This window comes from Serratia sp. N21D137 (genome assembly GCF_047530005.1).
Taxonomy (GTDB): domain Bacteria; phylum Pseudomonadota; class Gammaproteobacteria; order Enterobacterales; family Enterobacteriaceae; genus Chania; species Chania fonticola_B.
In genome coordinates, this window is the sequence record NZ_JBLJAJ010000028.1 from 50,835 (window position 1) to 73,014 (window position 22,180).

Below are 22,180 nucleotides of genomic sequence, written 5' to 3' on the forward strand. Positions count from 1 at the left end.
AATTTATTTATGGAGAATAACTATGTGGAATATCATCAGGCTGGCATTGGCTTGCCTGTTATTGCTTTGGCTACCTGCGACACAGGCGGCGGATAGCGGCTGGCTGCAAAGCCCGCAGAACGATCATGCAAAAGTCAGGCTGCGTGCCGACACCAGCAACGGGGACGAAACCCGTGTGCTGCTCGCTGTTGAGCTGGAAAAAGGATGGAAAACCTACTGGCGCTCTCCAGGGGAAGGAGGTATTGCGCCAGCAATCACCTGGCAGGGCAACCCACCACCGGCAACCTGGTTCTGGCCAACGCCGCAGCGCTTTGACGTGGCAGGGATCTCGACGCAGGGCTATCAGCAGCGGGTAACAGTGCCCATCGTATTGAAGGGCGCTGCGCCGCAGCAACTGGCGGGTACGCTTACCTTATCCACCTGTAGCAACGTCTGCATCTTGACCGATTATCCGTTCAAACTGGATCTCACCACCCCGGCTGATCCAAAGTTCAATCACGACTTTGCTCAGGCGATGGGGCAGGTGCCGATTGCCAGCGGGCTGGTGGACAGCCTGCGTGCCGGTTATCACAACGGTGAGTTGCAGATTAGCGCGCAGCGTACCGCGGGCTGGCAACAACCTGAGCTGTTCTTTGATACGGTGGCAGGAGCCGATCTGGGCAAGCCAACGGTCAGCAGTGATGGCGAGAGTCTGCAAGCGCGAGTTCCCGTGAGTGATGGTTGGGGAGACGCAGCACCGGATCTGCATGGTAAACAGCTGCGGCTGGTTCTCAGCGATGGAGGGATAGCTCAGGAGGCTACGCTGACCATTGGCGGGCCGCTTGCATTGCCTTCCACCGCGGCTTTCCCCCTGTGGCAAGCGGTATTGATGGCGTTAGCGGGCGGTTTCATTCTTAACCTGATGCCTTGCGTGCTGCCAGTGCTGGGGATGAAGCTAGGTTCCATATTGCAGGTCGAACAGCGCGATCGGCGTAGCGTGCGTTGGCAATTTCTGGCCTCTTCCTTGGGGATCGTGGTGTCCTTCATGGCGCTGGCCTTGCTGATGACGCTGTTGCGCCTGAGCAATCACGCGCTGGGCTGGGGGATCCAATTCCAAAACCCGTGGTTTATCGGCTTTATGGTGCTGGTGACGCTGCTGTTCAGCGCCAATCTGTTCGGCCTGTTCCACCTGCAACTCTCTTCCTCGTTGAATACCAAGTTGGCTACTCATAACGGGCATGGCTTGAGCGGTCATTTCTGGCAGGGAGCGTTTGCCACGCTGCTGGCGACGCCTTGCTCGGCGCCTTTCCTGGGAACGGCGGTGGCGTTTGCGTTGGCGGCTCCGTTGCCGGTGCTTTGGGGCATGTTTGTGGCACTGGGAATTGGCATGAGCCTGCCCTGGTTGCTGATTGCCGCCTGGCCTGCGCTGGCGTTACGCCTACCACGTCCTGGCCGCTGGATGAACGGGATGAGGTTGGCGCTGGGCTTGCTAATGCTGGTTTCTTCGCTCTGGCTGCTTAGCCTGATGACCAACCATATCGGCGTGAAGCCGACTCTGATTGTCGGTGCCATCTTGCTGCTCGGTTTATTGCTGGCGGTGTGGCAACAGTTAGGTGCCCGGTCAGCGGGGATCGCGACGGCCAGCGTGCTGGTGGTAGGTGGTTTGGCATTGCTGGTGGGATCGTTGACCGCCAACCAGTGGCGACAGCCGTTACACGACAACATCGCCTGGCAACCGCTTTCTGAACAGGCGATTCTGCAGGCGTTGGCCGACAACAAACGGGTGTTTGTCGATGTGACCGCCGACTGGTGTGTGACCTGCAAGGCGAATAAATACAACGTATTGCTGCGTGACGAGGTGCAAAAAGCGCTCAGCGCTGATGATGTAGTGGCGCTGCGCGGTGATTGGAGCCGCCCGTCTGAAAGCATCTCGGCCTTCCTGCAACAGCGCGGCAGCGTTGCCGTTCCCTTTAACCAAATCTATGGCCCCGGCACGCCAAATGGCGAAGTGTTGTCACCGCTGCTCACTCGCGAAGCCGTACTGCAAGCTCTGTTTACTGCCAAAGGAAACCAATAATGAACAAGTTACTGATGTTACTGCTGCTGATTGTCACCCCGGTCTGGGCTGCGGCCCCTTTCACCGCCGAGCAGGAAGTGCGGATCAAAGAGCTGATCCGCGAAACGCTGGTCTCTAACCCGGATATTCTGGCGGAAGCGGTTAATGCTTGGCAGCAGCAAACCAACGGCCAGCAACTCGGCCAGGCGATTGAGCAAAATAGCAAAATCCTGTTCGACGATCCTGCCAGCCCAAGGTTGGGGGCCAAGAATGCCAAGCTGACGCTGGTGGCCTTCACCGATTACAACTGCCCGTACTGTAAGCAGTTTGATCCGATGTTGGAGAAGATCGTCAACAAATATCCCGATGTGGCGCTGGTGGTGAAGCTGTTGCCGTTCAAAGGAGAAAGCTCGATCGCCTCATCGCGGGTGGCGTTGACGGCTTGGGAGCAGCATCCAGAACAGTTCTGGCCGCTGCATCAACGCCTGATGGCGAAAAAAGGCTTTCATGACAACGCCAGCATCGCCGCAGCGCAAGAGAAAACGGGCGTTAAGCCGGTGGCACCTAGCGAGCAGAGCATGACCACGCTGCGTACCAATATGCAGTTGGCTGAACAGTTTGGCGTGCAGGGAACGCCTGCCACCCTGATTGGCGATCAGATGCTGCCGGGCGCGGTGTCTTATGAGGATCTGGAAGCGTTAGTGAAGCAGCAATTGGCGAAGGTGAAAAATGGCTAGGTTACGGCGCTGGACGCGCGAACTGCTGATTCTGCTGTTGCTCGTGCTGGGCGTGACGTTCGCCATGGACTGGTGGCGAGCTCCACAGGCTCCCTTGACCTTTGAGCAGCAAATGCTGGAAACCCTGGACGGAGAGCCGGTGTCGTTGGCGCAGCTCAGCCAGGATAAGCCTTTATTGGTCTATTTCTGGGCCAGTTGGTGCGGAGTTTGTCGCTTTACCACGCCTTACGTGGCCAAACTGGTGGCAAACGGCGGGAACGTAATGACCGTGGCGCTGCGTTCGGGCAATGACCAGCAGGTTGAGCAATGGCTGGCGGCCAAGAAGCTGCAACTGCCGGTAGTTAACGATGAGCAGGGCAAGCTATCGGCGCAGTGGCAGATTGGCGTAACGCCGACCATCGTGGTGATCTCTCAGGGGAAGGTGGTGCAAAGCACCACCGGCTGGACCAGCTATTGGGGCATGAAACTGCGGCTCTGGTGGGCCAGCGTTTAATTCCCCGTCACCTCAACAATCGCCCGGCAAAGCCGGGCGATCCCTTCGGTAATCAGCTCCGGCGTATTGGCGGCAAAATTCAACCGCAAGCCATGTGCGCCGTGCTGCTCCTCAACATAAAAACATTCGCCACGGGCAAAGGTGACACCCTGTTGCCACGCTATTGGCATCAAGGTTGTGGTGCTTACGGCAGGTGGCAATTCCAGCCAGATAAACAGCCCTCCCGCAGGGATTTCAAACCGACAGCCCGGCGGCAGGTGCTCGCTTAATGCAGCCACCATAGCATCTCGGTGCTGGCGGTATATCCTTCCCGCCCGGCGCAGCTGCTTGTCGTAGCTGCCAACGGTGACAAAGGCGTCCAGCGCGCGCTGGATCAGGTTAGAACTGGTAAAGCTGTCGACGTGTTTGAGCCGTGAGAATTGCAGATACTGTTCGCTGTCTGCCACCAGATAACCGATGCGCATACTGGGCAGCAGCATTTTGGAGAAGGTACTGACATAGATCACCGTGCCAGCGGGAGCCATGGCGCGCAGTGACGGCAGGCTTTTACCGTTGTAACGCAGATCGCCAACAAAATCGTCCTCCAGGATCACTATCCCGGCCTGTTGCGCCAACGCCAGCAAGCGGCTGCGGCGGACTTCGCTCATACAGCGCCCGGTGGGGTTATTGAAATTGGGGATGGTGTAGATCATTTTGGGCTGATGCCGGGCGATCAGCTCCGGCAGTTGCTCAACGCACATGCCATGACGATCGCTGGGCACTGGAACAATGTTGATCTGGTGCAGGCGCAGCAGTCCCAGAGCTTCGGCATAGGTGGGCTCTTCGACAATCACCGTATCCCCTGGGCGTAATAGCGTCTGGAAAATCAGGCTGATGGCATGTTGCGAGCCGTTGGTGATCAGCACCTGTTCGGCTCGGGTGGGGATACCTTGTGCGGTCAGGATCCGGCTTAGCGTGTCGCGCAGCGGGTAGTAACCACAATAATCACCATAGCTGAAGGCCTCTTCCGCATGACGGCTGAGGATCGACAGCAGGATCTTGCGGAACGCCTCCAGCGGGAACACCTTGGGGCTGCCGACGCCAGCGGCAAAGTTGATGATGTGCTCCGGCAAAGGAATATCCGGATAACCGTCCAGCCGTGACGTGGTGGTGGTGAAGCGATCCGCAGGGAATAGCTCGCTGGATGCTGGCCGTTGCTGCATGGGGGCCGGTTGCAGGTGGCGGACATAGGCACCGCTGCCACGCCGCTGTTGTAACAATCCTTTGGCCGTCAGTTCGGCGTAGGCACTTTCCACCGTCAGGCGGCTGACCGAAAGCTCGGCGGCCAGGCTGCGCGTTGACGGCAATTTATCGCCATCGGCAAAGGTGCCGCCAAGAATGGCGCGGCGCAGCGCTTCTTCGATCTGCAGATACAGCGGAATGTCCTGCTGACGATCCAGTGGAATGTGCATGAAATTGGCCCGGTCAAAAAAGTCTGTTTTCACTATATCCCAGAGTAACAAGGCTTGGCACCGATAAAAGTGGCCTGCACAACATCGTAGCAAAGTGGCTATGGTGGCAAAATTTGGCCGCGTTAAAATCTCCGCCAGAGAATTAAGCGGTGGAATTTTGAGGGTGTTATGTCGTTACCGTCGGGTGTTGTAGCAGAACCAGTTGTGGTCAGTGGCGGGATCCTGCGGGGAACCAACCAGGGTTACGTGATCGCCATAATCAGTGCCATGCTGTTGGCCTTTACCGCCATCATCATCCGCGCGCTGACCGAGTATTACCATCTACCGACGTTTGTGCTGGCCTTCTGGCGTGCGGCCCTGGTGGCCTTGGTGTTGTTACCGTTATTGCTGCTGTTCAAACCACAATGGACCTATCTGCGCCGTGAACAGGTGCCGTTCTACGCGGGCTACGGTTTGCTGTTGGCGTTGTTTAACAGCTTATGGACGCTGTCGGTGGCGCTCAATGGCGCTTCGGTGGCGACTATTTTGACCTACTGCTCGGTCGGTTTTACCGTATTCCTGGGCTGGATGATGTACAACGAACGCCTCAGCCTGCGCGAATTGCTGGTGATCGTGGTCAGCCTGGGTGGCTGCTTCCTGGTCAGTAACGGCGACAGCATGGGCAACAGCCGTTTTGATCTGTTGGGGCTGATGGTCGGCATGCTGTCCGGCATTGGTTACACCCTGTACACCCTCGGCGGGCGTATCGCCAGCGAGCGGCGCTACCCGGTGTGGAATACTATCCTGTACGTATTCGGTTTTTCCGCCGTGTATCAGTGGTTGTTCAACACCTTGCTGACATTTTTCCCCTTGGCGGCATTTCACGGCATGGCGGGGGACCTGTGGTTTCTATCCCAGGGAGTTCAAGGCATTCAGTGGAGTGGCTGGCTGTTGCTGCTCACGCTGGCCGCAGGGCCAACGCTGCTGGGGTTTGGCCTGTACAATATCAGCCTGAAAACCCTGCCGCTGGCGGTGGCCAACCTTATCCTGTCGCTGGAGCTGGTGTTTACCGCGGTCATCGCCTACTTCCTGTTGGGAGAAAATATGAACCAGTTACAGCTATTGGGTAGCGCGCTGGTGATGGGCGGGGTATTGATGCTGAGAAGAGCGAAGTAGGCTTGGCTTTCTGCGCCGGTTTGTTACCATTGGCCGCGAAACAACAGGGTGCAAACAGCAAATGATCATTAATCCAAGGTTAAAACGAGCGCTTATCGCTTGATTGGGCAGTGTTTTTGAACGGAAAACGCTGCCACTGACATTACGTTCCGTGGCTCTTGCAATAAATTAAGAGAAGATGCCATGTCTGATAAACACTGGTCACAAGTAGAATTTCTCCACCAGACGGTAACCAACCCCAATATCCTGATCAAGGGAACCCACAGTTATTACAGCCATTGCTGGGATGACGGCTTTGAACGCTCCGTGGTGCGCTATTTACACGGCGATGCGGTCAGCCAACAGTGGGAGCCACTGGGGCAGCTAGACAGGTTGCACATTGGCGATTATGTCTGTATTGGCGCCGAAGCGGTGATCCTGATGGGAGGGAATCATACCCACCGTATTGATTGGCTGAGCCTGTATCCGTTTATGGAAACCATCCAGGCGTCTTATTTACCTAAAGGTGATACCCGCCTTGGCGATGGTTGTTGGATCGGGATGCGGGCCATGCTGATGCCTGGCGTGACGATTGGCGAAGGGGCGATAGTGGCTGCCGGCAGCGTGGTGACTGCGGATGTCGAGCCCTACGCTATCGTTGGCGGCAATCCGGCCTGGATGATTAAACGGCGGTTTTCTGCGGAGACAATCGAGCGTTTACTCGTGTTGCAGATTTACGATTTGTCCGCCGAAGCGTTCGCCAGCATCCAGCCCTTGTTGGCCAGCGATGATATTACGGCCTTGGAACAGGCTGTTGAGGTTATACGCCAATAATAAGTCGGGCGGGTTAGTCCCGCCCGATTTTTAACCGGCTCACAACATTGGGGCGCTGCATGATGCAGCGCCCTTTTTGCATTACTCAACTTCCGTCGCTTCCCCGCTGATACGACGGTGCTTGCGGAGTTTGCGCAGCAGTGGGGGTAACACCAACACGGCGACGGCCAGCACCAACAGGCATTGGGCAATGGTACTGCTCCACAGAATATCAAAGTTCCCATTGCTGATAGACAACGCCCGGCGCAGGTTTTGCTCCAGCATTTCTCCCAACACAAACCCCAGGATCAGCGGCGACATCGGGAAGTGCATTTTGCGCAGGATGTAGCCAAACACGCCTAGCCCCACCATCAGCAGCAAATCGAAGGTCGTGCTGTGTACCGCATAGACCCCAACGGCGGAAACGGCGGCGATCGCCGGTACCAGGAACCACAGCGGCACGGTCAGCATACGGGTGAACAGCCCAATCAACGGGATGTTCATGATCAACAACATCACGTTAGCGATCAGCAGCGCGGCGATCAGCCCCCAAACGATATCCGGCTGTTCGGTGAACATTGCCGGGCCAGGGGTGATGTTATACAGCGTCAATGCTCCCATCATCACCGCCGTAGTGCCTGAACCCGGTACGCCCAGGGTCAGCATCGGGATAAATGAACCGCAGGCGGAAGCGTTATTGGCGGCCTCCGGTGCGGCGACGCCACGAATATCCCCTTTACCGAACGATTCACTGTTGCCGCTGATGCGCTTCTCGGTCATATAGGTGAGCGCACTGGCAATAGTCGCCCCGGCACCGGGCAGAATACCGACGAAGAAACCGACAAAGGAGGATCGCAGGGTCGGGCCAACGCACTCGGCGGCCTCTTTACGGTTGAACAGCATGCGGCCGGTTTTACGGATCAGCTTCTGGCCCGTGCTGGTGCTTTCCAGCATCAGCAAGATCTCGCTGACCGAGAACAACCCGATCACCACCACAATAAACTGAATGCCGTCGGAGAGGTGTACGCTGTCGAAGGTGAAGCGATACACGCCGGTATTGGCGTCCACCCCCACCGTGGCCAGCCCCAGACCAATCAGGGCCGCCAGCAGGGATTTCAACGGGTTCTGGCTCATCATGCTGCCAAGGCAGGCAATGGCAAAAACCATCAGGGCAAAGTATTCTGCCGGGCCAAACGCCAGCGACCAGCGGGCCAGCATCGGGGCGAACAGAATAATGCCGATAATGGCGACCAGCGAGCCGGTGAAAGAGCTGACGGCGGAGATCGACAGGGCAACTCCTGCACGGCCTTGTTGGGCCATCGGGTAGCCATCCAGCGCGGTCATGATTGCGGCGGCATCCCCCGGGACGTTGAGCAGGATCGAAGAGATCCGCCCACCGTATTCACAGCCGATATACACCGTGGCCAGCAGGATCAGGGCCGACTCGGCGGGTAGCTTCAAGGCGAAAGCCAGCGGTAAGAGGATCGCCACGCCGTTGATCGGGCCAAGGCCCGGCAGCAGCCCGACGATAGTGCCAACGAAGCAGCCGATCAGGGCGATCATCAGGTTCTGGGGCAGTAGCGCCACTTCGAACCCTTGTGATAAATACATCCAGGTTTCCATTATCGCTCCCGTTAGCTCAGCCAAACGCCGAGTGGCAGTGTGACATCCAGTAAATAATCAAAGGCGTAGAACAGAGAAACGCCCATTATGACGCCTGAAATCAAGGCGGCTTTGATACTGGCCTGGAACAGCAGGCCAATGCTGAAAGTCAGCAGAGTCGTTGCCAGTGGGAAACCGAGCCACTCGAATCCCCAGGCGTACAGCACCAGCGTGATCACCAGCACCAGCAGGCGTTGCAGCACGTTTTTATGTGGCCACTCGACTAGCTGTGGCCGACGCAACAGCAGCAATGCGGCACACAGGGCCATCAGGCTCAGGATGGCCAAAGGAAAGGGGCGTGGTCCTAAAGGTTCATAGCTGTATTCGCTCTGGATGCCCCAACCGATAAACAGGCCGCCGCCGCAGAGCAGCAGCCACAGAGCAGCAAAAATACGATCGCTCATGTCAATCCCCTAGGTTATTTGGCCAGCCCGAACGCTTTAGCCTGCTCGCGGTACTGGTTAACCTGGTTTTTCACGTAGGTATCCAGCTCCTTCCCGGTCAGGTTGAATTCAAACAGGCCGCGTAGATCGCGCTGTTGTTTGAACTCCTCGGTTGCCGTCATGGTTTTGAAGGTGTCGATCCACCATTGATACTCGGCCTCGCTGACCTTTGGGCCAAGGTAGAAACCGCGGATGATCGGCCACACCAGATTGAACCCCTGCTCCTTGGCGGTAGGGACGTTTGCCAGCTCGCCTGGCAGGCGTTCTTCGGCATATACCGCCAGCACACGCAGCTTATCGCCCTTCAGGTAAGGCACCATCTCGCTCAGATCGCCGGATACTGCCTGAATGTGATTACCCAGCAGCGCGGTCACCGGCTCGCCGCCCCCTTCAAACGCCACATAGCGCATCTTGTGGGGATCTACGCCAACTTCACGGGCCAGCAGGGCAGTTTTCATCCAATCCTGGCTGCCAATTGAGGCTCCAGCACCAAATACCACGCTGTTCGGGTCTTTCTGGAAGGCTGTCATCAAGTCTTTCAGCGTCTTGTAAGGCGAGTCGGCGCGTACGGCGATCATGCCGTAATCGGTGCCCACTGCCGCCAGCCACTTCACATCATCCACGTTGTAGCGGCCAAACTTGCCTTGCGACAGGTTCAGCAGGGAACCGCCAGAGAACGCCACCACGGTGCCAAATTCGGCTGGCCGCTGGGCAACGATGGCGTTATAGGCCACCGCCCCCACGCCGCCGGGCATATAGGTGACGCGCATCGGCTTATCGATGGCCTTGGTTTCTTGCAAGGAGACCTGGATCAGTTTGCAGGTGAGATCGAAGCCTCCGCCGGGTTTGGCTGGGGCGATACATTCGGTGCGTTTGGGCGCTTCCAAAGCGAACGCCTGGTTGGCCGCAAACAGCAGAACAGTGGCGGTAAGCGTACGGGTAATTATTGTTTTCATGACGTTTCCCCATCGGTTTTGTTTCAGTTTGTGAGAATCCCCGCTGACACGGGGTTGCTAAATTGTTAAAACAGAAACCTTTCATTTACCTTTCAGTGACCGGGAAAGTTTACAGGATGTGATATGCGTCTCTTGTTAGTGGAAGACCACCCCGAGCTGGCTCATTGGTTGCAGAAAGCCCTCAGCGGCCTTGGGTTTGCAGTGGATGTGGCGATAGACGGCGTGGCGGCAGACCATTTGTTGCTACACGAAAGCTATGCGCTGGTGGTGCTGGATGTCGCACTGCCCCGGCTCAACGGCCTCGAACTGTTGGCGCGGCTGCGTAAGCGTGGGCAGGCACTGGCAGTATTGCTATTGACGGCCCGTACCGAGGTGGCCGATCGGGTTAAAGGGTTGAATCTTGGGGCTGACGATTACCTCACCAAGCCCTTTGAACTGGATGAGTTGGAGGCTCGCATCCGGGCGTTACTGCGCCGCAGCGTTGGCGTGACGCAACAGGCATTGCAATACGGTTTGCTGACCTATCATGACGAGGGCTACTTCTTGCTGGCAGAAAAACCTCTCTCGTTAACTCCCCGTGAGCTGGCGGTGTTGACCACCTTGATGCATCGCCGTGGCCGCCCGGTTGCCAAACAGCAATTGTTTGAGCAGGTGTTTACGCTCTCTGACGAGGCTAATCCCGAAAGTATCGAACTTTACGTCCATCGCGTACGTAAAAAACTCCAAGGAAGCAACGTGGCGATCGTGACGTTGCGGGGCCTGGGCTACAGCTTGGAGCTGTGCGATGAGGTGGTTTAAAGCACCGCGTTCGTTGTTCTATCAATTGCTGCTGTTCTTTGGTTTACCGCTGCTGGTATTGGGTGGGATCTCAATCTATACCCACTATTTCAGCGCGATGAGTGCGGCGACGATGGCCTACGATCGCACCTTATTGGCGTCGGCCCGCACGGTGGCGGAGCGGCTGGTAGTGCGCAATCAGCGCCTGGAGGTGGATGTGCCTTATGTGGTGCTGGATAGCTTCGAGCGCAATATGAACGACCGGCTGTACTATCAGGTTATTTCACCTGAGGGGCAGAGTATTTCGGGCTATAACGATTTGCCCGAGATGCCGCCCTATATTCCTCGTTCCAACCTCTATCCGGCCCTGGTGCATTTTTACGATGCGCACTATCGCGGGCAGCCAATCCGCGTGGCGGCACTGTTCCAACCGGTGAATGAGGGTGGGGTGATGGGGATGGCGACCATTCTGGTGGCGGAGACGTTAGAGTCGCGGCGCTATCTGGCGCGGCAGATGCTGCTGGCGGCGCTGCTCAGCCAGGGGACAGTGGTGGTATTGACGCTCACTCTGGCTTACATCCTGCTGAAAAAGCTGCTGCAACCGTTGCGCAAGCTGTCCAGCATGATGCTGCGGCGCGATCCGGGGGAGCTGACGCCTTTGCCGATGGTGCTGCCCTGGTCGGAAATGCAGCCGCTGCTGCTGGCATTCAACCGCTATATTGAGCGGCTGCGGTTGATGGTGGCGCGTCAGGAACGCTTTAGTGCCGATGCCTCCCACCAGCTACGTACGCCGCTCACGGTTTTGAAAACCCAGGTGGGGGTGGCATTGGCCAGCGAACGGCCCGAGCAATGGCGTGAGAGTCTGGAAGGGATGAGCGCCACCCTGGACAGTACCGTCGCGTTGACCGATCGCCTGCTATACCTCTCACGGCTGAAGGCGCACGAGCATCAGGCCGAGCGTAAGTTGCAGCCGGTTAATCTGGCGCAGGTGTTACGCGACGCCTGTTTTTCGCGCCTGCCGCAGGCTCGCAGCAAGCGGATCGATCTTGGTTACGAAGGGGTGGGAGTTTGTTGGGTGGCCGGTGAGGCGTTGCTGTTGGCGGAGCTTTGCGCCAACCTGTTGGATAACGCGCTGAAATACACGCCAGCCAAGGGGGTCGTGACCGCCCGTTTATTGATGGTAGAGGGGCAGGGGCTGTTAGAGATAGAAGACAGCGGCCCAGGTATTGCTCAGGATCAGACGGTTGCTGCGCTACAACCGTTTCGACGGTTGGATAATGTGGGTGACCAGCCTGGTGCAGGGTTGGGGCTGGCATTGGTCAAAGATATTACCGCTTATCACGGTACCCGCCCGGAATTGCTGAGTTCTGACGCGCTAGGTGGCCTGTCGGTGCGGATACGCTTTAGGCTGTTGGGGTGATAGAGGGTAAGGGGGCGCATCTCCCCCCGAACCTTATGGTGTAACGGTGGTTTTTCTGCGCCCTAACGGCGTGCGCAGGCGCTGTGACAAGATCACCCCCAGCAGGGCGATACCGCCACCAATCAGATGGTAGCTATGCAACTGTTCATGCAGGAACAGGACCGCAATTATTGCGGTGAACACCGGCGCCAGATTCATAAAGATCGAAGCCTTGTTGGCACCCAGGCGCATCACCCCTTGGATCCACAGGAACGGCGCGGCAATCGAAGCAGGGATACCGGCAAACAGCACCAGCGGGATATTCTGGCTAGTCAGCTGCACGTCATGCGCCATCAGGAAGTTCGGCAATAGCAGTACCACGCCAAACACGATCTGCACATACAACGACTGCCAGTTGGGTAACGGGATCGCCCAACGTTTGGTCAACACGCCGTACAGGGCGTAGGAGGCCGAAGCGGCGAACATCATCAGTTCACCTTTGCCAATGCCGTGTTGCAGCAGCAGCCCGGGTTGCCCCGCGCTAACCAGCCACACCAGCCCACCCAGCGACAGGATACTACCCAGTGCGATACCCACGGTGGGGGCAACGCGCAGGACGAATATACCGATTAATACCGTCAGCAGCGGGATCAGCGAGTTGAGGATGCCCATAAACAGCGCGCTGACGCTATGTGCGGCGTAATAGGCCAGGCTTTGATACAGCACCATCCCCAGCAGGCCGAGGATCATCAGTTTCCACCAGTTGGCGCGAATGGTAGGCCAATTACGGATCGCTCCCGGCAGAACGAAAGGGGTGAGCACGATCAGCGCCAATGCCCAGCGATAGAAGGAGATGGCCGCCGGATCGATGGCGGTTGCCGATACTTTACTGACTACGGCGTTAATCGACCAGATCAGCACCGCCAGCAGGGGAAAGAGCACGTTCATGATAATAATTCTCAACAACGAATAACATGCTGGCTAGTCTACCCGTGTCCGGTTTATTATATATAGTCAAAATCAGACAGCATTTCGCGAAATCAAGACAACTTTACCATGGCCGAAACCCGTAATTATCCCACCGCAGACGTCGCTGCTCCGCGCACGCTGTTTTTCCGCTGCGAAGAAACCCATGCGGATACCGAATATCTGCCGCACAGCCACGACTGGGGGCAGTTGATTTGCGTCAAAACCGGGGTGATTGCGCTGAATATTGCCGGGCAGCGTTTTTTGGCTCCGCCGGAGTTCGCCGTCTGGTTGCCGCCGGGCATGGAGCATTCCAGCCATAACCGCAAACCGGTGCTGTTCCGCACCATCAATATCGCCAAATCCTTATGCGTCGGGTTGCCAGAAGAGGCCTGTTTGATCAACGTCTCGCCGGTGTTCAGCGCCATTGTTGAAGATTGCCTGGGGCGAAAAATGCTGGAGCCCACTAGTGAAGAGGATCTGCGCCTTTGCCGGGTGCTGATCGACCAACTGCGGATTTCCCCGGTGCAACAGACCTATCTGCCGACCTCGCAAGACAAGTTTTTGGGGCCAGTGTTACAGGCGTTGGAACGTTGCCCAGCGGATAACACCTCATTGGCGGTATGGGCCAGCAAGGTGTATACCACTGAGCGGACGCTTTCACGCCGTTGCCAGCAGGAACTGGGCATGTCGTTTAGCGAGTGGCGGCAGCGCCTGCGCTTTTTACATGCGCTTTCGCTGCTCGAACAGGGGAAAACCGTGCAGGATGTCGCACTCGATGTGGGCTACAGCTCGGCTTCCGCGTTTATTGTGATGTTCCAGCAGATCGCCGGCACCACGCCAGAACGTTTCCGCCGGGCATGACAATCCCAACACGACATCAACTGGCCCAGGTTACGTCGAACCGAACGTTCACATCACCACTCCAGGTGCCTGCCGGCAAGGTGCTGAAGTCGGTCACCGGGGTCGTGCCATCAGCCGTCGCACCGATGATAGTGAAATCGAAGTGGTCTTGCGCACTCTGGCGGCCAGGCTGCTTGTCAGCGTTAGCAAGTTTGCTCAGGTTACCGCCTGATATACCAGCCGAAGTATCAATCAGGGTGGTTTGAGCGGTTTTTGTTATCGCAGCGCCGTGGTGTTTAACCCCCACTTCCAGGGTGGAACCGGAGGTGCCTAATTGAGTCAGGGTATTGGAAACCAGTTTGGCGGTCAGTTTAATCGCGGTTCCTTCGCCTTGGAGAGCTACGTCGAACACGCCTTGCTGGCTATTGAAGCGCTTTACGCCTTCAGCATATTGGAAATACAGGTTGCCAATGGGGGTAACGACCAATTGACTGGAGGAGTCTTTCACCGCTATCGCAGGCCAGGTGGCCAATGCTTGTGTAGTCACGTTTTCAGCCTGAGCGGTACCAACGGCTGTGAGTGTTGCAACGATCGCCAGAACAAGTGTCGCTTTTTTCATGGTTAACACCTTTGATTTTCGATTTGTTTCTGCCCGTTAGCCGGTCGCTAACGCGAAGGTTCGCCTCCTTGCCTGGTAATTATCGGAAAAAACTCAATAAAGCTTAGAAGAAAAACATCGTTATTCCACTGTGCATAACAAGCTTGGGTTTCTAAACCATTCAGTGGCACACTATTTTGCAGCTATTGCTTACCCATACCCGTCGGAGAGTGACGTGAAGATACTGGTTGATGAAAATATGCCCTATGCGGTGGATTTGTTTAGCCGCTTGGGGGAAGTAAAGGCCGTGCCTGGCCGCCCGATCCCAACCGATGCGCTGGCCGAAGCCGACGCCTTGATGGTGCGCTCGGTGACCAAAGTGAATCAGGAACTGTTGGCTGGCACCAAGATCGGTTTTGTTGGCACCGCTACGGCGGGTACCGACCATGTGGACGAGGCGTGGTTGCAGCAGGCAGGGATTGGTTTCTCGGCCGCCCCTGGCTGCAATGCCATTGCGGTGGTGGAGTATGTGCTTTCGTCATTAATGCTGTTGGCGGAGCGCGATGGCTTCTCTTTGCGTGATAAAACCGTTGGTATAGTGGGTGTCGGCAATGTTGGCTCCCGGCTGGATGCTCGCCTGAAAGCCATGGGCGTGCGTACGCTGTTGTGCGATCCACCACGCGCCGATCGTGGGGACAGCGGCGAATTCTGGCCGTTGGAAAAGCTGGTGGCAGAGGCCGACGTGCTGACGTTCCATACCCCGTTGAACAAGACTGGCCCGTATAAATCGTTGCATCTGGCCAACGCGGATCTGCTGGATGCTTTGCCCGACGATCGCATTCTGATCAACGCTTGCCGGGGGGCCGTGGTGCATAACGTCGCGTTGCTTAACGTGTTGGAGCGGGGTAAGCGATTGAGTACGGTACTGGACGTGTGGGAGCCGGAGCCGGATCTCAGCGTGCCGTTGCTGGATCGGGTGGATATCGGCACCGCCCATATCGCCGGTTACACGCTGGAAGGCAAGGCGCGCGGCACCACGCAGGTGTTTGAAGCCTTTGCCCAGCATCTGGGGCAGCCGCAAGCTATCGAGCTGGCCTCGCTGCTGCCGGTGCCAGAGTTCAGCGAAATCCGCCTCAATGGTCCGCTGGACGAAGGCAAGTTAAAACGATTGATGCACTTGGTGTATGATGTGCGCCGCGATGATGCGCCGCTGCGGCAAGTTGCCGGGCTGCCGGGTGAGTTCGATCGCCTGCGCAAGCATTATCAGGAACGTCGGGAGTGGTCTTCACTGCGGGTGCAGTGCGATGACAGCGCCAGTGCGGAACTGCTGCACAAACTGGGCTTCGGCGTCCTGTAACAGGGCGAGCATAAGGTTGCCTTAAGGCAATTGGCGGTAAAGTTTATCGGGCGGTGACTGCATCGCCCGTTTGCATTTGAATCAAATACTCTGGAGAAACCCAATGTCTGACGGCTGGAATATCGCTGTGCTCGGTGCCACTGGCGCAGTAGGTGAAGCGTTGCTGGAATTGCTACAGGAACGCCAGTTCCCGGTGGGTGAACTCTTTCCTTTAGCCAGCGAGCGCAGTGCTGGCGCTACGGTGCGTTTCAACGGCAAATCCTTGCTGGTGGAAAACGTAGAAGAATTCGACTGGTCGCAGGCGCAACTGGCGTTTTTTGTTGCCGGTAGCGAAGCTGCGGCCCGTTACGCTGATGATGCGGGCAATATGGGCTGCCTGGTGATCGACACCAGCGGCCATTTTGCACTTGAGCCGGACGTGCCGTTAGTGGTGCCAGGTGTTAACCCTCAGGTGCTGGCGGATTACCGCAACCGCAATATCGTCGCGGTGGCCGACAGTATGGTGAGCCAACTGTTGACGGCGATTAAACCGCTGACCGAACAGGCCGGGCTTTCCCGTCTGCACGTCACCACGCTGATGTCGGTTTCGGCACGCGGCAAGGTCGCGGTGGACGATCTGGCAGGCCAGAGCGCGCGTCTGCTGAACGGCATTCCCGCAGAACCAGGCGTGTTCGCCAAGCAGTTGGCGTTTAACCTGCTGCCATTGATGACCGATGAGCAGGGCAGCGTGCGTGAAGAGCGTCTGATCGTCGATCAGGTGCGTAAGGTGTTGCAGGATGAAGGGCTGCCGATTTCGGTAAGCTGCGTTCAGTCGCCGGTTTTCTATGGCCATGCGCAAGTGGTACATCTGGAAGCGCTGCGTCCAATCGCGGCAGAGGAAGCTCGCCACGAGCTGGAGCAGGCTGAAGATATTCAACTGAGCGAAGAAGACGATTATCCGACTCAGGTTACCGAAGCTTCCGGCAGCGATATGCTGAGCATTGGCTGTCTGCGCAATGATTACGGTATCCCCGAGATGCTGCAGTTCTGGTCGGTGGCCGATAACGTGCGCTTTGGTGGCGCGTTGATGGCGATCGAAACCGCTGAACGGCTGTTGCAGGAGCAGATGTACTGATGTCCGAGGTGGAGTTGCCAACCCAGCCAATGCTGAAAATTGCGCTGGGGATTGAGTATGACGGCAGCCGTTATTACGGCTGGCAGCGTCAGCAAGAGGTTACCAGCGTCCAGGCATGCCTGGAAAAAGCGTTAAGCAAGGTGGCGGATGCGCCGATCGGCGTATTCTGCGCCGGGCGCACCGATGCTGGGGTGCACGCTACCGGGCAGGTGGTGCATTTCGAAACCGCCGCACAGCGTAAAGACGCCGCCTGGACGATGGGGGTGAACAGCCATTTGCCGCCAGATATCGCGGTACGCTGGGTGAAAGAGGTCAGCAGCGATTTTCATGCTCGCTTTAGCGCCACCGCGCGGCGTTATCGCTACATTATTTATAATCACCGCTATCGCCCGGCGGTCTTGCAGCAGGGGGTGACGCACTTTTATCATCCGCTGGACGCCGATCGCATGCATCGTGCCGCGCAGGCCCTGCTGGGGGAAAACGACTTTACCTCATTCCGGGCGGTGCAATGCCAGTCACGCACGCCGTGGCGAAACGTAAAACACGTTAAGGTTTCGCGCTATGGCGAATATATCGTGGTAGATATAAAGGCCAACGCCTTTGTCCATCATATGGTGCGCAACATTGTTGGCAGCCTGATGGAGATTGGCTGTGGCAATCAGGATGAGAACTGGATGGGCGAGCTGTTGGCGCTCAAAGATCGCAGCCTGGCGGCCGCTACCGCACGGGCTGAAGGCCTGTATCTGGTCGCGGTTGATTATCCAGAGTCGTTTGCCTTGCCCCGGCCGCCGATGGGGCCGTTGTTTTTAGCTGACGATTAACTGGCAGGCTGGCAGATTAATGCGTTATTTATTGGTGCCAACGCTGGGTGAGAGAGACACCCGGTCAATTGAGAGAGTTTATGGACATCATCAAGTTTCTGATTGATTTTATTTTGCATATTGATGTGCACCTGGCCGAACTGGTCGCGCAATACGGTATGTGGGTTTACGCCATTCTGTTCCTGATCCTGTTTTGTGAAACCGGGCTGGTGGTTACGCCATTCCTGCCGGGGGATTCTCTGCTGTTTGTCGCCGGTGCGCTGGCCGCGTTGCCTTCCAACGATCTCAACGTGCATACCATGGTGGCGTTGATGGTGATTGCGGCGGTGATTGGCGATGCCGTCAACTACACTATTGGTCGGCTGTTCGGCGAAAAGCTGTTCAGCAACCCGAACTCGAAAATTTTCCGTCGTAGCTATCTGGACAAAACCCACCAGTTCTACGAGAAACACGGCGGAAAAACCATTATTCTGGCGCGATTTGTGCCGATCGTGCGCACCTTTGCGCCGTTCGTGGCCGGTATGGGGCATATGTCCTATCGCCACTTTGCTGCCTATAACGTGATTGGTGCGCTACTTTGGGTGCTGCTGTTCACTTATGCTGGCTACCTGTTTGGCGACTTGCCGATCGTGCAGGAAAACTTGAAGTTGTTGATTGTTGGCATCATCCTGGTTTCAATTCTGCCGGGCATTATTGAAATCTGGCGCCATAAACGCGCGGCTGCCCGCCAACAAAAACAGTAAAAACACCGCTTAACCCGTCGGTTCGACCAGTTTTTTGTCCACACAATCGGGCCGATATGGTTTAATGAGCGACATTTATGGTCTGTTCCCGCGAACGACCCTGAAGCCAATGCCTTGGTAGCGCGCCAGTTGCGCTTAGCTCGGCATTTTTGCATGGGGTGTGTTGCGGGAGGATTGTTAAGGCATGAACAGCGGACGGGTGTCTGCCAGGTTCAAACAGAAAGGTCATCGATGAGCTGGATTGAACGAATTCTCAACAAAAGCAATGTTACGCAAACCCGTAAGGTGAGCATTCCTGAAGGGGTCTGGACCAAATGCGATAGCTGTGGTCAGGTCCTTTACCGTGCTGAACTGGAGCGTAACCTTGAGGTCTGCCCCAAGTGCGACCACCACATGCGCATGTCAGCCCGTATGCGTCTGCATACCTTGCTGGATGAAGGCAGTGAAGTGGAACTGGGCAGCGAACTGGAGCCGAAAGACGTTCTGAAGTTCAAGGATTCCAAAAAGTACAAAGATCGCCTGGTTGCCGCACAGAAAGCAACCGGCGAGAAAGACGCGCTGGTGGTGATGAAGGGCACGCTGTATGGCATGCCGATCGTTGCGGCCTCCTTCGAATTCGCCTTTATCGGCGGTTCGATGTCTTCCGTGGTTGGTGCACGCTTTGTGCGTGCGGTTGAACAGGCGTTGGAAGATAACTGCCCGCTGGTGTGCTTCTCTGCCAGTGGCGGTGCGCGTATGCAGGAAGCGCTGATGTCGCTGATGCAGATGGCGAAAACCAGCGCCGCGTTGGCCAAGCTGCAAGAGCGTGGCCTGCCGTATATTTCGGTACTGACCGATCCGACCATGGGTGGCGTATCCGCCAGCCTGGCGATGCTGGGTGATATCAACATTGCCGAGCCAAAAGCGCTGATCGGCTTTGCCGGGCCACGGGTTATCGAACAAACCGTACGTGAAAAACTGCCGCCGGGCTTCCAGCGCAGTGAGTTCCTGATTGAAAAGGGCGCCATCGACATGATCGTGCGCCGCCCGGTGATGCGTCAGACACTGGCCAGCATTCTGTCCAAGCTGACCAACCAGCCGCAGCCGCATTTCGATGAGGCCGCGCCGGTCATCGCTCAGGAAAATCAGGCCGACGCCTGAGGAGCAGACAAAGACCCGGTATAGGTGCAAGCCTGCGCCGGGTTCTGCCGCCATTTTGTGGCTAAGTTGCGGCGGGAAACGAAGAGCATCGCTTTTGACATCGTCAGGGCGATGCGTCTTACGGATTTATGAACCCAAAGTCAGTGATGGGACTCATGCAAAACCACCAAATTCCCCAAGCCACGTCGCCATTGAGCTCGTGGCTTTACTATCTGGAACGTCTGCATAGCCAGGCGATCGAACTCGGCCTGGAGCGTGTGCAACACGTTGCGGCGCACCTTGACCTTCTCACTCCTGCTCCTACGGTATTTACCGTTGCCGGTACTAACGGCAAAGGCACCACCTGCCGCACGTTAGAGGCCATTTTGCTGGCTGCCGGGCTTCGGGTCGGGGTTTACAGTTCACCGCATCTGGTGCGTTATACCGAACGGGTGCGCATACAGGGTGAAGAGCTGAGTGAAGCTGAACACTGCCGCTCATTTGCCGCGATTGAGGCTGGCAGGGGGGAAACCTCGCTGACCTATTTCGAATTTGGCACCCTGTCGGCATTACAGCTGTTTAAACAGGCTAAGCTTGACGTGGTGATCCTGGAAGTGGGGCTGGGCGGGCGTCTGGACGCGACCAATATCGTTGAGCCAAGCGTCGCCGTGGTGACCAGCATTGCCTTGGATCACACCGACTGGCTAGGCCACGATCGTGAAAGCATTGGCCGCGAGAAGGCGGGGATATTCCGTGGCGGCAAGCCTGCCGTGGTCGGTGAACCTGATATGCCGCATAGCATCCAGCAGGTAGCGGAAGATCTCAACGCTCAACTGTATCGCCGTGATGATGCCTGGTCGTTCAGCGAACAGGGTGAACGCTGGCAATGGGAAGGGGGCGGCACACGTCTGACCGAGCTCCCTATGCCTAATGTCCCCTTGGCGAACGCGGCGACGGCATTGGCTGCGCTGCACTATTCGGCGCTGGAAATCGACGAAAAGGCGATTTTTGCCGGTCTACAACAGGCCGCTTTGCCAGGGCGTTTTCAGACCGTGCAGCAGAACCCGCAGCTGATCCTGGACGTTGCCCACAACCCTCATGCTGCGGCCTATCTGGCTGGGCGGCTGGCGAAACTTCCCCGCAATGGCGGTGTGGTTCGCGCGGTGGTGGGAATGCTGTCGGACAAAGACATTGCCGGTACGCTGGCCTGCCTGAGTGAACAGGTGGACGAGTGGTATTGTGCGCCGCTGGAAGGCCCGCGCGGAGCCAGCGTTGAACTGCTGGCACAGTATTTAACGGAACCACGCAAATTTGCCGATGTCGAAACTGCCTGGCGTCAGGCTATGCAGGACGCAGATATTCAGGATATTGTGATCGTCTGTGGGTCTTTCCACACTGTTGCCCACGTGATGGCGGCGTTAGACGAGAGGCGGGGAGTGTGAGTGGCAAGTAAATTTCAGAATCGACTGGTTGGAACCGTGATTTTGGTTGCCCTGGGGGTGATTGTCCTGCCGGGGCTGCTTGACGGCAAAAAGAAGCATTATGAGGATGAGTTTGCGGCGATCCCGTTAGTGCCCAAACCGGGGGATGCTCATGAAATCGACGTGATCCCACCGGCCAATCAGGCGCTACCTTCGGTTCCACCGGAGGGGGCTGGTGCTTTGGTTGAACAGCAGCAGGCCGCCGCCGAGGCCTCCGCCCAGCAGGCGGCTAATCAAACGACTCAACCGCAGCAGCCTGCGGTTGTTGCTCCGCCGCCCATCGAAACCAAACCGGTTCAGCCAACTAAACCTAAACCGGTAGAGGTGAAGCCGGTGGAAGTGAAACCTAAGCCAGTGCCAACACCGCCAAAGGTAGAGCCAAAGCCGGAAGTGAAACCAGAGCCAAAGCCTGAAACCAAACCTGCGGTTGAAGAAAAGGCACCGGTTGGTCAGGCCTATGTGGTGCAGTTGGGGGCGTTGAAAAATGCTGCCAAGGTCAATGAGATCGTCGCTTCGCTGCGCCTGTCTGGGCACCGGGCTTATACCGTGCCATCCACGCCGGTGCAGGGTGAGATCACCCGCATCTACGTTGGCCCAGATGCCTCGAAGCAGAAGCTGCAGGCTTCGCTGGCGGAGCTGAATGGGATCAGTGGGCTGAGCGGGCAGGTGAAGGCGTATAGCGCACGTTGATCCATTGGGGCTGTCATATGTATGCCCCTCACCCCGACCCTCTCCCACAGGGAGAGGGGGCGTTCCCTCAAGCATTGTGCGTAGAGGGGGAGGGGTTCTAATATTCTTGCTCACTTAATCCAAGGTTCGGGTAAGTTGGAATTGTGTCACAGCAGCTCACAGCGACTTGGACGATCCGCCTCTCTGTGGGAGAAGGTACGGGGGAGTTGGAATTGTGTCACAGCAGCTCACAGCGATTTGGACGATCCGCCTCCCTGTTGGAGAAGGTACGGGGAAGTTGGAATTGTGTCACAACGGCTAAGCGCGACTCGGACGATCCCCTCTCCCTGTGGGAGAGGGTTAGGGTGAGGGGCCAGTGCTCAAGGAGGAGGATTGCCAAATCACCACAAAAAATGTGCCTTTCAGGGGCCGGATATCCTATGTAGGCGCGGCGATTGGCAATTTTAACATCGCCGTTTTTTATTTGTTACGTGGTGGGAAATCCGCTACGCAAACGTTTTCTTTTTCTGTTAGAATTCGCCGCGATTGGATGCAGGGGCGATTCATCA

General features: G+C 57.0%; 21 protein-coding genes. 15 read left to right on the forward strand and 6 right to left on the reverse strand.

The genetic code is table 11. The features are described from left to right. Window positions 1–22: 22 nt before the first annotated feature. The 3 genes from ACMV5H_RS19590 to ACMV5H_RS19600 are packed head-to-tail and all read left to right on the forward strand — an operon-like array spanning window position 23 to window position 3,265. Window positions 23–2,056, forward strand: coding sequence for a protein-disulfide reductase DsbD family protein (locus tag ACMV5H_RS19590; RefSeq protein ID WP_414822311.1), 2,034 nt, complete (start codon window positions 23–25; stop codon window positions 2,054–2,056). Next, window positions 2,056–2,772, forward strand: a complete 717-nt coding sequence (locus tag ACMV5H_RS19595; RefSeq protein WP_021806039.1) for a DsbA family protein — start codon at window positions 2,056–2,058, stop codon at window positions 2,770–2,772. Before ACMV5H_RS19590 ends, ACMV5H_RS19595 begins: the two co-directional genes overlap by 1 nt. Next, window positions 2,765–3,265 carry a protein disulfide oxidoreductase gene (locus ACMV5H_RS19600; protein ID WP_021178592.1) on the forward strand — a complete coding sequence of 167 codons (501 nt, stop codon included), beginning with the start codon at window positions 2,765–2,767 and terminating at the stop codon, window positions 3,263–3,265. The genes ACMV5H_RS19595 and ACMV5H_RS19600 overlap by 8 nt, the downstream gene beginning before the upstream one ends. Here ACMV5H_RS19600 and ACMV5H_RS19605 read toward each other — a convergent pair. Continuing rightward, window positions 3,262–4,716: a PLP-dependent aminotransferase family protein gene (locus ACMV5H_RS19605; RefSeq protein ID WP_021806037.1), complete on the reverse strand. Its 1,455-nt coding sequence runs from the start codon at window positions 4,714–4,716 to the stop codon at window positions 3,262–3,264. The two genes, ACMV5H_RS19600 and ACMV5H_RS19605, sit on opposite strands and share 4 nt — an antisense overlap. A 168-nt stretch (window positions 4,717–4,884) precedes the next feature. Between ACMV5H_RS19605 and ACMV5H_RS19610 the strand changes: the two genes are divergently transcribed. Both ACMV5H_RS19610 and ACMV5H_RS19615 read left to right on the forward strand, forming a co-directional pair. Further along, complete coding sequence (locus ACMV5H_RS19610) at window positions 4,885–5,871, forward strand: DMT family transporter (protein ID WP_115158226.1); 987 nt, start codon at window positions 4,885–4,887, stop codon at window positions 5,869–5,871. A 183-nt stretch (window positions 5,872–6,054) separates the two neighbouring features. Continuing rightward, window positions 6,055–6,684 carry a CatB-related O-acetyltransferase gene (locus ACMV5H_RS19615; RefSeq protein WP_414822312.1) on the forward strand — a complete coding sequence of 210 codons (630 nt, stop codon included), beginning with the start codon at window positions 6,055–6,057 and terminating at the stop codon, window positions 6,682–6,684. 81 nt (window positions 6,685–6,765) lie between these two features. On the opposite strand, the gene ACMV5H_RS19620 is transcribed toward ACMV5H_RS19615, so the two are convergent. The 3 genes from ACMV5H_RS19620 to ACMV5H_RS19630 are packed head-to-tail and all read right to left on the reverse strand — an operon-like array spanning window position 6,766 to window position 9,724. Further along, a complete protein-coding gene (locus ACMV5H_RS19620) occupies window positions 6,766–8,286 on the reverse strand; it encodes a tripartite tricarboxylate transporter permease (RefSeq protein WP_021178588.1) in 1,521 nt (506 codons plus the stop codon). Between the two features lie 11 nt (window positions 8,287–8,297). Next, entirely contained in the window at window positions 8,298–8,729 is a 432-nt protein-coding gene (locus ACMV5H_RS19625; RefSeq protein ID WP_021806035.1) for a tripartite tricarboxylate transporter TctB family protein, read from the reverse strand. 14 nt (window positions 8,730–8,743) lie between these two features. Next, a complete protein-coding gene (locus ACMV5H_RS19630; protein WP_414822313.1) occupies window positions 8,744–9,724 on the reverse strand; it encodes a Bug family tripartite tricarboxylate transporter substrate binding protein in 981 nt (326 codons plus the stop codon). Between the two features lie 123 nt (window positions 9,725–9,847). Between ACMV5H_RS19630 and tctD the strand changes: the two genes are divergently transcribed. Further along, a complete protein-coding gene (gene tctD / locus ACMV5H_RS19635) occupies window positions 9,848–10,522 on the forward strand; it encodes a transcriptional regulator TctD (protein ID WP_414822314.1) in 675 nt (224 codons plus the stop codon). Then, on the forward strand, window positions 10,509–11,921 hold the full coding sequence (locus tag ACMV5H_RS19640; RefSeq protein WP_021806032.1) for a sensor histidine kinase: 1,413 nt from the start codon (window positions 10,509–10,511) through the stop codon (window positions 11,919–11,921). The genes tctD and ACMV5H_RS19640 overlap by 14 nt, the downstream gene beginning before the upstream one ends. 33 nt (window positions 11,922–11,954) lie before the next feature. Here the strand turns inward: ACMV5H_RS19640 and ACMV5H_RS19645 are convergent, their stop codons facing one another. Continuing rightward, window positions 11,955–12,848 carry a DMT family transporter gene (locus ACMV5H_RS19645; RefSeq protein WP_021806031.1) on the reverse strand — a complete coding sequence of 298 codons (894 nt, stop codon included), beginning with the start codon at window positions 12,846–12,848 and terminating at the stop codon, window positions 11,955–11,957. 108 nt (window positions 12,849–12,956) lie between these two features. Here ACMV5H_RS19645 and ACMV5H_RS19650 point away from each other — a divergent pair, with 108 nt between their 5' ends. Next, a complete protein-coding gene (locus tag ACMV5H_RS19650; RefSeq protein ID WP_115158221.1) occupies window positions 12,957–13,730 on the forward strand; it encodes an AraC family transcriptional regulator in 774 nt (257 codons plus the stop codon). Window positions 13,731–13,746: 16 nt separating this feature from the next. On the opposite strand, the gene ecpA is transcribed toward ACMV5H_RS19650, so the two are convergent. Next, complete coding sequence (gene ecpA, locus ACMV5H_RS19655; protein ID WP_021806029.1) at window positions 13,747–14,328, reverse strand: common pilus major fimbrillin subunit EcpA; 582 nt, start codon at window positions 14,326–14,328, stop codon at window positions 13,747–13,749. Window positions 14,329–14,542: 214 nt separating this feature from the next. Between ecpA and pdxB the strand changes: the two genes are divergently transcribed. From pdxB to dedD, 7 genes are all read left to right on the forward strand, one after another. Further along, window positions 14,543–15,664 (forward strand): 4-phosphoerythronate dehydrogenase PdxB, encoded by a 1,122-nt coding sequence (pdxB, locus tag ACMV5H_RS19660; protein ID WP_115158220.1) that lies wholly within the window; start codon window positions 14,543–14,545, stop codon window positions 15,662–15,664. 103 nt (window positions 15,665–15,767) lie between these two features. Beyond that, entirely contained in the window at window positions 15,768–16,778 is a 1,011-nt protein-coding gene (locus ACMV5H_RS19665) for an aspartate-semialdehyde dehydrogenase (RefSeq protein WP_024485602.1), read from the forward strand. Next, window positions 16,778–17,599, forward strand: coding sequence for a tRNA pseudouridine(38-40) synthase TruA (truA, locus tag ACMV5H_RS19670; protein ID WP_021178578.1), 822 nt, complete (start codon window positions 16,778–16,780; stop codon window positions 17,597–17,599). The genes ACMV5H_RS19665 and truA overlap by 1 nt, the downstream gene beginning before the upstream one ends. 80 nt (window positions 17,600–17,679) lie before the next feature. After that, complete coding sequence (locus ACMV5H_RS19675) at window positions 17,680–18,342, forward strand: DedA family protein (protein WP_021178577.1); 663 nt, start codon at window positions 17,680–17,682, stop codon at window positions 18,340–18,342. 231 nt (window positions 18,343–18,573) lie between these two features. Next, entirely contained in the window at window positions 18,574–19,482 is a 909-nt protein-coding gene (gene accD / locus ACMV5H_RS19680; RefSeq protein WP_021178576.1) for an acetyl-CoA carboxylase, carboxyltransferase subunit beta, read from the forward strand. A gap of 155 nt (window positions 19,483–19,637) precedes the next feature. Further along, window positions 19,638–20,903 (forward strand): bifunctional tetrahydrofolate synthase/dihydrofolate synthase, encoded by a 1,266-nt coding sequence (gene folC / locus ACMV5H_RS19685; protein ID WP_115158219.1) that lies wholly within the window; start codon window positions 19,638–19,640, stop codon window positions 20,901–20,903. Continuing rightward, window positions 20,904–21,632, forward strand: coding sequence for a cell division protein DedD (gene dedD, locus ACMV5H_RS19690; protein WP_039995290.1), 729 nt, complete (start codon window positions 20,904–20,906; stop codon window positions 21,630–21,632). It abuts the gene before it with no gap. The last annotated feature ends 548 nt before the right edge of the window (window positions 21,633–22,180 follow it).